At 65.1% G+C, this 11,372-nt stretch carries 12 protein-coding genes and 1 pseudogene; 10 read left to right on the top strand and 3 right to left on the bottom strand.

The window, feature by feature from the left end:
- The first annotated feature begins 49 nt into the window (after positions 1–49).
- Positions 50–664 (top strand): TetR/AcrR family transcriptional regulator, encoded by a 615-nt coding sequence (locus tag CXZ05_RS19475; protein ID WP_102974162.1) that lies wholly within the window; start codon positions 50–52, stop codon positions 662–664.
- 50 nt (positions 665–714) lie between these two features.
- Here the strand turns inward: CXZ05_RS19475 and CXZ05_RS19480 are convergent, their stop codons facing one another.
- A complete protein-coding gene (locus tag CXZ05_RS19480) occupies positions 715–1,182 on the bottom strand; it encodes a hypothetical protein (RefSeq protein ID WP_146033122.1) in 468 nt (155 codons plus the stop codon).
- 541 nt (positions 1,183–1,723) lie between these two features.
- Between CXZ05_RS19480 and CXZ05_RS19485 the strand changes: the two genes are divergently transcribed.
- On the top strand, positions 1,724–2,230 hold the full coding sequence (locus CXZ05_RS19485) for an Hsp20/alpha crystallin family protein (RefSeq protein ID WP_102974164.1): 507 nt from the start codon (positions 1,724–1,726) through the stop codon (positions 2,228–2,230).
- Positions 2,231–2,239: 9 nt separating this feature from the next.
- On the opposite strand, the gene CXZ05_RS19490 is transcribed toward CXZ05_RS19485, so the two are convergent.
- Complete coding sequence (locus CXZ05_RS19490; RefSeq protein WP_102974165.1) at positions 2,240–2,983, bottom strand: GAF and ANTAR domain-containing protein; 744 nt, start codon at positions 2,981–2,983, stop codon at positions 2,240–2,242.
- A 288-nt stretch (positions 2,984–3,271) separates the two neighbouring features.
- Here CXZ05_RS19490 and CXZ05_RS19495 point away from each other — a divergent pair, with 288 nt between their 5' ends.
- The gene (locus tag CXZ05_RS19495; RefSeq protein WP_102974166.1) at positions 3,272–4,144 is read left to right on the top strand and encodes an NAD(P)-dependent oxidoreductase; all 873 of its coding nucleotides are present in this window, start codon (positions 3,272–3,274) and stop codon (positions 4,142–4,144) included.
- Positions 4,145–4,222: 78 nt separating this feature from the next.
- Here CXZ05_RS19495 and CXZ05_RS19500 read toward each other — a convergent pair whose 3' ends face one another.
- A complete protein-coding gene (locus tag CXZ05_RS19500; protein WP_102974167.1) occupies positions 4,223–4,990 on the bottom strand; it encodes a FadR/GntR family transcriptional regulator in 768 nt (255 codons plus the stop codon).
- Between the two features lie 131 nt (positions 4,991–5,121).
- Between CXZ05_RS19500 and CXZ05_RS19505 the strand changes: the two genes are divergently transcribed.
- From CXZ05_RS19505 to CXZ05_RS19535, 7 genes and pseudogenes are all read left to right on the top strand, one after another.
- The gene (locus CXZ05_RS19505; protein WP_102974168.1) at positions 5,122–6,408 is read left to right on the top strand and encodes an ABC transporter substrate-binding protein; all 1,287 of its coding nucleotides are present in this window, start codon (positions 5,122–5,124) and stop codon (positions 6,406–6,408) included.
- A gap of 85 nt (positions 6,409–6,493) precedes the next feature.
- Positions 6,494–7,432, top strand: a complete 939-nt coding sequence (locus CXZ05_RS19510; RefSeq protein ID WP_102974169.1) for a carbohydrate ABC transporter permease — start codon at positions 6,494–6,496, stop codon at positions 7,430–7,432.
- Positions 7,429–8,310 carry a carbohydrate ABC transporter permease gene (locus tag CXZ05_RS19515; RefSeq protein WP_102974170.1) on the top strand — a complete coding sequence of 294 codons (882 nt, stop codon included), beginning with the start codon at positions 7,429–7,431 and terminating at the stop codon, positions 8,308–8,310. The genes CXZ05_RS19510 and CXZ05_RS19515 overlap by 4 nt, the downstream gene beginning before the upstream one ends.
- A gap of 10 nt (positions 8,311–8,320) precedes the next feature.
- Positions 8,321–9,469: a galactonate dehydratase gene (gene dgoD, locus CXZ05_RS19520; protein WP_102974171.1), complete on the top strand. Its 1,149-nt coding sequence runs from the start codon at positions 8,321–8,323 to the stop codon at positions 9,467–9,469.
- Between the two features lie 26 nt (positions 9,470–9,495).
- A complete protein-coding gene (locus tag CXZ05_RS19525) occupies positions 9,496–10,155 on the top strand; it encodes a bifunctional 4-hydroxy-2-oxoglutarate aldolase/2-dehydro-3-deoxy-phosphogluconate aldolase (RefSeq protein WP_180987469.1) in 660 nt (219 codons plus the stop codon).
- Positions 10,152–11,144, top strand: a complete 993-nt coding sequence (locus tag CXZ05_RS19530) for a sugar kinase (protein WP_258006650.1) — start codon at positions 10,152–10,154, stop codon at positions 11,142–11,144. The genes CXZ05_RS19525 and CXZ05_RS19530 overlap by 4 nt, the downstream gene beginning before the upstream one ends.
- Before the next feature lie 70 nt (positions 11,145–11,214).
- Positions 11,215–11,372: pseudogene (locus tag CXZ05_RS19535) on the top strand (bifunctional D-altronate/D-mannonate dehydratase); the annotation flags it as partial.

Consider the following 11,372-nt stretch of genomic DNA (forward strand, 5'->3'; position numbering starts at 1 on the left):
AAGACAGACAGGTCTGTCTCTGCCAGTACCAAGGTACACTGATTCTCTAATGACTGCTCCTGATGCAACCGGGGATGCCTTGCTGCCTGCCGAGGTGCGCACCGGACATAGTGAACCGGTGGACCGGATCCTCGCCACTGCCTACGAGCTGTTCTCCCACCGCGGTGTCCGCGACGTCGGAATCAATGAGCTGATCGAACGGTCCGGCGTGGCTAAATCCACTTTTTACCGCCACTTCCCGTCCAAGGATGCACTGGTCCTGGCATTCCTGGCACTCCGTGACCAAGTCTGGACGGTGGACCTGATTGTCTCCGAGGCGAGGCGCCGGGGGACCACTCCCGAAGGGCGCCTGCTGGCCATCTTCGACGTCTTCGGCGACTGGTTCCAGCGCGATGATTTCGAAGCGTGCACCTTCATCAATGTCCTCCTCGAGATGGGCCCGGAACATCCGCTTGGCGAGGCCAGCATCGGCTACCTCGCCAGAATCCGCGGCCACATCCAGGCGCTCGCAGAGGAGGCGGGACTCGAACGCCCTGACGAATTCGCCCGCTCCTGGCACATCCTGATGAAGGGCTCCATCATTTCCGCAACGGAAGGCGACTTCCTCGCTTCCAAGCGGGCGCAGCAGATGGCCGGCTGGCTGATCGGGCATCACCGGAGCTGACGCCGCCGGTGGACGGCCGCCCGTCGGCCCTCTTCAGCGGCCGGTCCGAATCAGTCGCGCCGCAACAGGTTCCGCAGTTGGGTCGGGAGCCACCTCGGCTTCGATCCTTCACCCGAGTCCCCGCTGCCTTGCTCCGGCCGGTCCGCCGCCCCGGCTGCGACGTAGTCTCCGCCCGCCGGAAGGGTATCGGCGCCCGCAGCCAGGCTGTCGGCGCCCGCAGCCGGCGGAAGGCAGGCGTTCTCGCTCAGGTGGCACAGGAGCGCCTGCTCGGGGGATCCCGGATGCAAGGCCAGGTGCTGCAGCAGACGGTGCCGGGCTTCCGATTGCACATCAGTGGTGGCGAGGATATCCAGGATGAGTTCGATGACTTGGGCGCGCATCACCGTCTTGTCGATCGACCTCAGGGATTCGCTGCAGAAGTCCTCCAACTCATCCGCTGCATCCTCGGAGCATCTCCCGCGCTCGGAGGGGACGTTTAGCCGGTTCGGCTCGCCAGGGGTGGCAGTGTTAGCGTCCACCAGGACCTCCGTGAATGGTCGCATTTCCCACCAGGAATTCTGCATCGGCTGGCGTCGAGACCTCCGCGACCACTATGCCGGGCCCCTGAACGGGCGCGGGCTCCGCAACCGCCTGGTTCCAGACGTCGAGTGCTGCGAAAGTAACCACCGGAATGCACAGCAGTAACAGCGTCTTCACTGGGGCTCCTCCCTTGGCTGCCTGACCCCTTGCATGGTGCCAATCTGCACCATGTCTCCTGTGAAAAGCTCGGTGCCCGCACCCCTTGATAGAAGGTTCCGTGCGGAATTTGGGGGGTCCGGGCGGCGAAAACGTGCGCTTTGGCGCAGGGGCCGGAGCTGCTGCCGGAAACTTCCCGGGTTTTCACAAGGAAACTCTCAGGATTCCTGTTGGCAGAGCCGGAGGCTGCATGGGCAGCCCGTGGCAAGCGTTCCTACTGCGCCTTAACAAGCGCTCCGCAAGGGCGTAGTTTTGTGGTGTTGGGACCGGTTCCGGTCCTCCGCATCCTGCATTGGGGCCGGAAGCTGACAGGAGGTAACAGCGATGACCAACATATTCAGGCGGGCCGGCGTGGATATCCCGGAACCCTTCCGCCGTTTCCTGGAGGGGGATCTGGACGCGTGGCTCCGGGTGGAGGAATACCGGGAGGCTGGCTCCCTAGTGGTAAAGGCTGAAGCACCGGGCATCGATCCTGACAATGATGTCGACATTACCCTGGCCGGCAGCCAGCTGCAGATCACAGTCCGCCGTGAAGAAAAATCGGAACACAAGGACAAGGAAGGGTACCGCTCGGAATTCCGGTTCGGCACGTTCTCGCGAACGGTAAGCCTTCCCGCCCCGGTGAACCACGAGGACATCCGCGCCTCGTACACCGACGGCGTTCTGGAAGTCCGCGTTCCGCTGCCCGAAGAGCCTGCTGCGGGTGCCCGGAAGGTCCGCGTCTCCCGCAGTGCCGGAACCGGCGGCTTCGGAACTAGCGGTGCGGGAACTGGCGGCTCTTCACGGGACATGGGGCAGGATCCCGAGGGCCAGAGTTTCGGTGGCCCCTAGGACGGCAGCTCAGCCCTCGTAGTGGGTCTTTGCCGGGCCCTGGCCGAGCGAGTCAACGATCGACGTCGCAACGCTGTGCAGCTTGATGTTGCGGGTGCTGGACGCCGCCTTGAGCAGCTCGAAGGCTTCCTCCTGGCTGCACCTGTTCTGCGCCATGATCACGCCGACGGCGACGTCGATCACTGTCCGGGTTTCCAGCGTTGCCTTGAGGTTGGCCGCTGCGTCGCTGTAGTGGGCGAAGCGCACGGCCAGCCTGAGCGCCATCGACGTCTGGCTGACGAAGTCCTGCGCCAGCTCCAGCACCCGGCCCTCGAAACGGCCAGGACGGTGTGAGTAAAGGTTCAGTGCGGCCCGGGTTTCGCCCTCGAGCACGAACGGGAGGGCGAGGATGGAGCGGACTCCCTGCCCCAGCACCGTCTCGGCGTAGCTTTTCCAGCGGTCGTGGTTCTCAAGGTCCGTGATGTGGATGGTCACCTGCTCACGCGAGGCCGTCATGCAGGGACCGTCGCCGAAAGCGTACTGGATCTCGTCCATGGCCTGCGCCTCGGGGCTGCTGCTTGCCACGGTTGCTGCCTTGCGGTGCCGCAGCAGGGTCACGCCGCAGAGGACTTCGTCCCCGGGCTCGGACAGGCTGCGTGCAGAGATCCGGGCAAGCTCACGGAGGAATTCGCCCACGTCGGAGCTTGTGAGGACAAGCTCGTTGAGGTGCTCCGTGATTGAGGTTTCAGGTTTTGCGGTCGACTCGCTGGCCACGATCTTTCGGTACCGTTTCGCTCAGGTCTAGACGAACCGGCGGGCGCAGCGCGGGGGACCCCGTGGCCGGGGCGGTAGCAGCAAGCAAGGTGCCGGATCGAACAACAATCCAACGGCCCTCTGCTAAACCGTACCGAGAAAATATACACCAGTTCCGCATGTGCCATGGCCGCGGTTACAGCCGCGGGCCCTAGGCTGGGGGAAAGGTGCCGGGCGGCGACAGCCGCTGCGGCCATCGGAGCACGGCCGCCCGGACCAGGGCCGGCCAGCGAACAGGAGGAGGCCGCGGTGAGAATTGCCGTAACGGGAGGCAGCGGAAAGCTTGGACGGAACGTGGTCCGCAGGCTTGTGGCGGACGGGCATTCGGTCCTCAACCTGGACCGGACGGGCAACCGGAGCCCACAGTTCGCCGCCGTGGATCTGCGTAATTACGGGCAGGTTCTTGACGTCATCATGGGCCTCGATGACCGGCACCAGGGCTTCGACGCGATAGTCCATCTGGGAGCCATTCCGGCTCCGGGCCTGGTGCCCGACGCCGCCACCTTCGAAAACAACATGCTGTCCACCTATAACGTCTTCCAGGCGGCGCGCAGGGCCGGCGTCAAGAAAATCGTGTACGCCTCCAGTGAGACGGTGCTGGGACTGCCGTTCGACGTCGACCCTCCCTACATCCCGGTGGACGAGGAGTATCCGGCCCGGCCGGAGAGCACCTACTCACTGGTGAAGCATCTGGAGGAGCAGATGGCCATCCAGATGACGCGGTGGGACCCGGAGCTGAGCATCGTTGGCCTCCGGTTCTCCAACGTCATGGATCCGGAGGACTACGAGGAGTTTCCGTCCTTTGACCGGGACACCGCCCTGCGGAAGTGGAACCTCTGGGGCTACATCGACGCGCGCGACGGCGCGCAGGCGGTGGCACGCGCGCTGGAATACCGCACGCCGGGGTTCGAGGCCTTCATCATCGCCAACGAGGACACCGTCATGAGCCGCTCCAGTGCCAGCCTGGCGGCGGAGGTGTTCCCGCGGGTGCAGGTGACGAAGGAGCTGGGCGAGCACGAGACCTTGCTGTCCATCGACAAGGCCAAGCGGCTCCTCGGCTTCGCGCCCGAGCACAGCTGGCGGAACTACCACTCGACCCGCACGACGCCCACCGAGGACTGACCACCCACGGGACTGGCTACCCACCGGACTGAGCGCGAACGGACACTTGAGGCCCCGGCTGCGGCTGTGGAATGGGCCCTAAATGTCCGTTCGCGCTTTCCCGGGGGAAGGCGGTGCGGGCTCCGCCTGGTGCCGGGACCAGATGTCGCCCATTTCCTGGGTGGACTGCTCAACGATCCTGCTCATGGCCGCGTGTGCCGCCTCGGCTTCACCGCGCTGGATTGCGCTGGCCACGTCCACGTGCAGCTGCAGGGCCTCGTGGTGCGGAAGGTGCGGCACCAGGCCGTGTTCGGTGCGGCCGGAGAGAACTTCCCGGACCAGGTTGTGCAGCTGGGAGAACATGGGATTGCCCGATGTCCTGAGCACCGCAGCGTGAAACTCTATGTCCAAGGTGAGGAACTGCTCCTGTTTGTCGCCCTGCCCGGCCGCCCACAGCCGGGCTGCGAGCGACACGAGTTCGCTGCCGTCCTCCAGCGAGATGCGGTCCGCCGCGAGCCGTGCCGCTTGCGGCTCTATCGCGCCGCGGAGTTCGTTCAGTGCGCGCAGCTGGTCAAGCCGTCCCGGGGAGGCCAAACGCCACCGGATGACCTGGGGATCGTAGAGATTCCAGCATTCTTCTTCCTGGACTACAGTTCCGAGCCGCCGCCTGGACTCCAGCATGCCCATGGAACAAAGCACTTTCGTCGCTTCCCGGACCACTGACCGGGCCACCTTGTGCTCGGCTTCCAGCTCATCGATCCGGAGGACGGTGCGCGGCGCGAGCGTGCCGTCGGCAATCGCCAGGCCGAGCCGTTCCAAAAACGACCTGGGCGAATCTCTGGAGTGCTCCGCCTTTGGAGTTTGCATAAATAAAGCATACGGGAAGCAAACAAAGGGTTGTTTAAGTCCGCCTTATTTGCCATGATCGCAGCCTGAGCAAGTGCAATGATGCGTTTGGAGCGGCCGGAGGATCTCCGGTCCTGAGTCAAGGAGTCGTAATGAAGCGACGTTCAGTAGTAAAGTACGCGGCCGTTGCCGCGGCCCTCTCCATGGGGCTGACCGCCTGCGGCGGGGGCGGAGGCGGCGACTCGAAGGGGTCGGACACGGTCCGGGTCACCCTCGCCAACCATGTCTGGACCGAGGGCATCAAGGCTGCGATCCCCGAATTCGAAAAGTCCACCGGCCTCAAAGTGGAACTGACCCAGCTCGGTGAAGACCAGCTGTCCGACCAGTACAACGTCAAGCTCAACGCGGGCAGCGACGAAATCGACGTCATGATGTACCGGCCTCTTCAGGAGGGCAAGGCCTTCGGCAAGAACGGCTACCTGGCGGACCTGACCAGCAAGGTCGCCGAAGACGCGGACTGGAACTGGAAGGACTACCAGGACGGCCCTGTCAAGGCTTCGACGTATGAAGACAAGGTCATGGGCGTTCCGATCATCACCGAACGCGAGGTGCTCTACTACCGCAAGGACCTGCTGAAGGCCGCCGGCCTTGAGGTGCCCAAGACCATGGAGGAACTCGAGGCGGCAGCCAAGAAGATCGCCTCCGCGGACACCGCCGGATTCGTTGCCCGCACCGGCAAGTCCACCGCGGTCACCCAGTTCTCCAGCTTCCTGTACAGCTTCGGCGGCGACTTTACTGACGCAAGCGGCAAGTCCGCCGTCGGCAGCGAGGAAGCCAAGAAGGCCTACGCCTTCTACGGCGGGCTCATCAAGAACTACGGCCCCAAGAACGTCAGCACCGACATGAGCTGGCCGGAAGCCATGGCAATCTTCACCCAGGGCAAGGCCGCCTTCTACACGGAGGCGGACTCCCTCTACAAGAACGCCACGGACCCGGCCAAGTCCAAGGTGGCCGAAACCGTTGGCTTCGCGCCGCTTCCGGCCGGACCGGCGGGCTCCAAGCCGTACAACATCCCGTCGTGGGGCCTCGCGATCAACCAGTCCTCGGGCAACCAGGACAACGCCTGGAAGTTCATCAAGTGGGCCACCAGCAAGGATCGGACGCTCGAAGCACAGAAGGCCGGCGTCCCCGGCCCCCGGGCCTCCGTCTGGTCTGATCCGGCCGGCACGTCCACTTACCCGAAGGACCTTGCGGCCGCCATCGCAGTCAGCGCTGAAAAGGGCGTAGGCCACGACCGTCCGCTGGTCATCACCGTCGGCAAGGCCCGCGAAATCGTGGGTGAGCCCATCGTCGCTTCCATCACGGGCGCTGACGCTTCCGCCGCGGCCGACCAGGCCAACACCGCCTTCCAGAAGTTCCTGGACGACGAAAACAAGTAAGTAAAGTGCGACGGCGGGACAACAGCCCCGCTGTTGTCCCGCCGTCGCACTTGAAACGCCTTCACCCCCAACTCTTAGGTGAACCATGTCTGTACTGACCCCCGCCCGGACCTCTGGACAATCGGCGCGCAGCCGGGATAATTTCTCCGCCTGGGCGAACCGGCACCGGAAATGGCTGTTTGCAGCGCCCGCAATGATCTTCGTCGGTCTCCTGATCGTCTTTCCGCTTGCCTGGACCCTCTACCTGAGCCTGACCGACTCCCAGGGATCGGTCCGCGCGGCCTCCGATTTCGTCGGGTTCGAAAACTACCTCACCGTGCTGACGGACACCGAAAGGTTCTGGCCGGCCGTAGGCCGCACGGTGTCCTTCACCCTGGTGGCGCTGGTTTGCGAAGTCGTCCTCGGCATGTGCATCGCCCTGCTCCTGTGGCGTCCGTTCCGCGGCGAGAAATGGGTCCGCGTGGCCATTCTGCTGCCGCTCGTTGCCACCCCCGTGGCAGTAGGCATGATGTGGCGACTGATCTTTGACCCGAACATCGGCTTCGCCAACCAGCTGCTGGGGCTCGTTGGCATTCCGCCCCAGCCGTGGCTCTCCGGCCAGGACTCGGCCCTGCCCACCACCATCTTCATGGACGTTTGGCAGTGGACCCCCATGGTGGTGCTCATCCTCCTTGCGGGGCTGACCTCGCTGTCCGAGGAGCCGGATGAGGCCGCCCGGATGGACGGTGCCAACGCGTTCCAGCGCTTCTTCTTCGTCACCCTGCCCCTCATGATGCCCACCGTGATCGTGGCCATCCTGCTGCGCGGCATCGACGCGCTCAAGACGTTCGACATCCTCTACGCCACCAAGGGCAAGGGTGGCGGTTCATTCCACGAGGTGGAAACGCTGAACGTGTATGCCTACGGGCTCAGCTTTGACTACAACCAGTACGGGCTCTCCTCCGCCGTGTTGATCCTGTTCTTCATGATCATCATTGGCTCCATGTGGCTGCTGACCATGCGCAAGAAAGCGGTAAGCAAATGACCCTCATGACCGAATCCCAAACGTCGGCAGGCCAGCGGCGCGGAACGGCCCGCCGCAGGAAGCCGCTGCGCAGCAGCGGGTACAAGGTGTTCCGTGTCATTGCCCTGGTGGCGGTGGTGCTGTTCCTGATTGCGCCGCTGTTCTGGATGCTGCTCGCTTCCTTCAAGACCAACGTGGACATCTACGATGCGGGGAAGTCGTTCCTGTTCACGCCGACCGCCGAGAACTACGCCAACGTCCTGCAGCGGAACAACTACTTCGTCTTCATCTTCAACAGCTTCTGGGTGGCTTTCGTCTCCACCGCGCTGTCACTGGTCCTGGGCGTCCCGGCCGCCTACGCCATGAGCCGGTTCACCATGCACCGCTCGGCGCTTGTGGTGCTCATGGCCCGCGTCATCCCGGGCGTTTCCCTGCTGGTGCCGTGGTACTACGTCTTTTCCAACCTGAAGATGGTGGGCGGCTTCGAAGTCCTGATCCTCAGCCACATGTTCGTCGCCCTGCCGCTGATCGTGTACATCATGATGAGCTACTTCGACTCGCTGCCGGTCGAACTGGAGGAATCGGCGCAGGTGGACGGGCTCACCCCGATCGGCGCCTTCCGCCACATCACCCTCCCGCTGTCCGTGGCCGGCATGGCCACCGCGGGCATCCTGGCCTTTATCTTCTCGTGGAACAACTTCATGTTCGCCCTGGTCCTGTCCGGCTCGAAGACGAAGACGCTGCCCGTGGCCATCTTCGACTTCGTCTCCTACGCCAGCATCGACTGGGGCGGGCTGATGGCGGCCGCCACCGTGGTGACCATCCCGATCATGATCATTGCGTTGTTCACGCAGAAGTACATCGTCTCCGGTCTGACCGCCGGCGCCACCAAGGGCTAGGGGCTCGGAAATGACACGAATCAGCAGGATAGAAACCTTCCTGGTGCCGCCGCGCTGGCTGTTTGTCCGCATCGAGACCGACAGCGGGATTGTGGGCTGGGGCGAGGCGAGCTGCGAAGGCCGCAGCGAGACGGTGCGCACCGCCGTCGACCAGCTCGCCGAGCTGCTCATCGGCCAGGACGCCCTCCGGATCGAGGACCACTGGCAGGTCATGACCAAGGGGTCGTTCTACCGGGGCGGCCCCATCCTGGCAAGCGCCGTGTCCGGGCTTGACCAGGCACTGTGGGACATCGCCGGCAAGCACTTCAATGCACCGGTGCACCAGCTGTTGGGCGGCCCCGTCCGTGACCGGATCCGCATGTACGGCTGGGTGGGCGGCGACGAACCCAACGAAGTGGCTGACCAGATCAACGCCCAGCTGGAAGTGGGGCTCACCGCCGTCAAGATGAACGCCAGCGGCAGGATGAGTCCGGTGGCCTCCGTTGCGGAGCTCGACGGCGTGGTCCGCCGGGTTGCGGCCGCCCGCGAAGTCCTGGGGGAGCACCGGGACGTCGCTGTGGATTTCCACGGCCGCTTCAGCCTGGCCAACGCCCGGCGGGTGGCGCCGCTGCTGGAACCGTTCCGGCCGTTCTTCCTGGAGGAACCCGTCGTTCCCGAGAACACCCACCTGCTGCGGGAATTCACCTCCTCCACCACAACACCGGTGTCCACCGGCGAGCGGCTTTACAGCCGGCAGGAGTTCCTCCCCGCACTGCAGGCGGGGATCGCCGTGGCGCAGCCGGACCTCTCCCATGCCGGCGGCATCACAGAGACACGCAAGATCGCCTCGCTGGCCGAGGTCTACGAAGTGCAGCTGGCCCCGCACTGCCCGCTGGGTCCGCTCGCGCTCGCGGCATGCCTGCAGGTTGGCTTCGCGACGCCCAACTTCCTCATCCAGGAACAAAGCATTGGCATCCATTACAACCAGGGTGCCGAGGTCCTGGACTACGTGGTGGACAAGACCCCGCTCAAGTTCGTGGACGGGCACATCGAGCGGCTGACCGGGCCGGGCCTGGGCATCGAAATTGACGAAGCCGTGGTCCGCGCGGCAGACAAGCAGGGCCACGCATGGCGCGGACCGGTCTGGCGGCACCCCGACGGCTCCTTCGCGGAATGGTGACGGACAGAGTGGAAAGCACAGGAACTATGAATCCGGAACTGCTGCTCAACGGCGTCAGGGACAGCCGGCTGGTCGCCATCGTGCGCGGCTCGGACGGACGGGCAGCCGCGAAGGCAGCACTCGTTGCGATGGAGGAGGGATTCCGGTACGTCGAAATCGCCCTCACTACCCCCGGTGCGCTGCAGGCCATCAGCGAAGTGCGGGCGGCGGCTCCGGCCGGCTGCTTCGTCGGGGCGGGAACAGTCCTGACCGTGCGCGACGTGGACAACGTCGTTGAGGCTGGCGGGCAGTTCACCGTGACCCCCGCGCTGGCCGAATCGGTGGATGAGTCCGCCCGGCAGGGGATACCGGTTCTGGCCGGTGCGATGACGCCCAGCGAGGCCTACGAGGCCATGAACCGCGGGGCAACTGCCGTCAAGCTTTTCCCGGCCTCCATCGGCGGACCGCAGTACCTCAAGGCATTGCGTGACCCATTTCCGGACATTCCCTTCATCGCGGTGGGAGGCGTCGGCCTCGAACAGGCCGCAGCGTACTGGGATGCGGGCGCCATTGCGGTCGGCCTTGGCGGGCCGCTCTTCGGGGATGCCGGCTCCGGCGGGGACCTGGCGCCGGTACGGTCGCGGGCACGCAGCTTCGTGGACCTGGCCGCCGGTTTCGGGCGCACTGCCGTGGAGAGCCCGCGGTGACTCCCGCCGTCGACCTCCTTACGCTGGGCGAATCCATGGTGTCGCTCAGGACCGGCGGCCCGATCTCTGCCGGTGGTTGCCTGTCGATGCATGTGGCCGGGGCCGAGTCGAACGTCGCCGTGGGCGCTGCCCGGCTGGGGCACAGGGTGCGCTGGGCCGGCGTCATCGGCAGCGACCCGCACGGTGAATTCATCCTGCGCCAGTTGCGGGGTGAAGGCATCGACGTGCTTCACCGGGAGGATGCCGCCCGCAGCACCGGCGTGATGTTCCTGGAACAGCGCACGGCCGACGTCACCCGTGCCTACTATTACCGCTCCGCGTCAGCCGGATCCACGCTCAACCGCGACGACGTCGACGGGGCTCTCGCCGGCGGCGCCCGGGTGCTGCACCTGACCGGAATCACCGCCGCCCTCAGCCCGCAGGCGCAGGAAGCAGTTGAATATGCCGCCAGCCGGGCCAAAAGCGCGGGGATCCTCGTCTCGCTGGACGTCAACTACCGCAGCAAGCTCTGGACCCGTGACGAGGCCAGGGCCGCGTTGGCCCGGGTCGTGCCGTATGCGAGCATCCTGATCGCGTCCGACGACGAGCTCGGACTGGTGTCGCCGGATCTGGAACGCGCAGATCCTGACGCTGAGCGGGATTCCTCGGAGGCCGCGGAGGTCCTCGCGGCAAAGCAGCTCCTTGACCTGGGCGTGCAGGAAGTGGTGGTCAAACGCGGAGCCGCCGGCGCCGGCGTCCACACCGCCGTCGGACGCCATGAGGCGCCTGCTGTGCCGGTGACAAGCATCGACACCGTCGGTGCCGGAGATGCCTTCACCGCCGGATACCTGTCGGCCCTGCTCGACGGCGAGAACGTAACCGGACGCCTCAGCCGCGGCGCGCTTGCGGGCGCTTTCGCCGTCAGCACAGCGGGCGACTGGGAAGGCCTGCCGCGAACCGGTGAACTCGCACTGCTGGGCAACCATGTTGCAGGCAGCACCCAGCGCTGACTGTAACGCCCATCGGGCCGCCCGGCCCGGAATCTTGAAATTTTTCTGATGTGAAGGAAGGCCTGGACCTGTGAAAATCGTTGCCGCGGAAGTCTTCGTGACAAGCCCGTCCCGTAATTTCGTGACCCTCCGGATCACCACGGAGGACGGGGTGACCGGCATCGGTGACGCGACCCTGAACGGGCGTGAGCTCGCCGTGGCTGCTTATTTGAAGGAGCATGTCGCGCA

Source organism: Arthrobacter sp. AFG20, assembly GCF_002892795.1.
In the GTDB taxonomy this organism is placed as follows: domain Bacteria; phylum Actinomycetota; class Actinomycetes; order Actinomycetales; family Micrococcaceae; genus Arthrobacter.

Bases quoted from the DNA above. Each gene is read 5' to 3' on its own strand.
- CXZ05_RS19475 (WP_102974162.1), top strand. From the start codon at position 50: ATGACTGCTCCTGATGCAACCGGGGATGCCTTGCTGCCTGCCGAGGTG.
- CXZ05_RS19485 (WP_102974164.1), top strand. From the start codon at position 1,724: ATGACCAACATATTCAGGCGGGCCGGCGTGGATATCCCGGAACCCTTC.
- CXZ05_RS19500 (WP_102974167.1), bottom strand. From the start codon at position 4,990: ATGCAAACTCCAAAGGCGGAGCACTCCAGAGATTCGCCCAGGTCGTTT.
- CXZ05_RS19505 (WP_102974168.1), top strand. From the start codon at position 5,122: ATGAAGCGACGTTCAGTAGTAAAGTACGCGGCCGTTGCCGCGGCCCTC.
- CXZ05_RS19510 (WP_102974169.1), top strand. From the start codon at position 6,494: ATGTCTGTACTGACCCCCGCCCGGACCTCTGGACAATCGGCGCGCAGC.
- CXZ05_RS19515 (WP_102974170.1), top strand. From the start codon at position 7,429: ATGACCCTCATGACCGAATCCCAAACGTCGGCAGGCCAGCGGCGCGGA.
- dgoD (WP_102974171.1), top strand. From the start codon at position 8,321: ATGACACGAATCAGCAGGATAGAAACCTTCCTGGTGCCGCCGCGCTGG.
- CXZ05_RS19525 (WP_180987469.1), top strand. From the start codon at position 9,496: ATGAATCCGGAACTGCTGCTCAACGGCGTCAGGGACAGCCGGCTGGTC.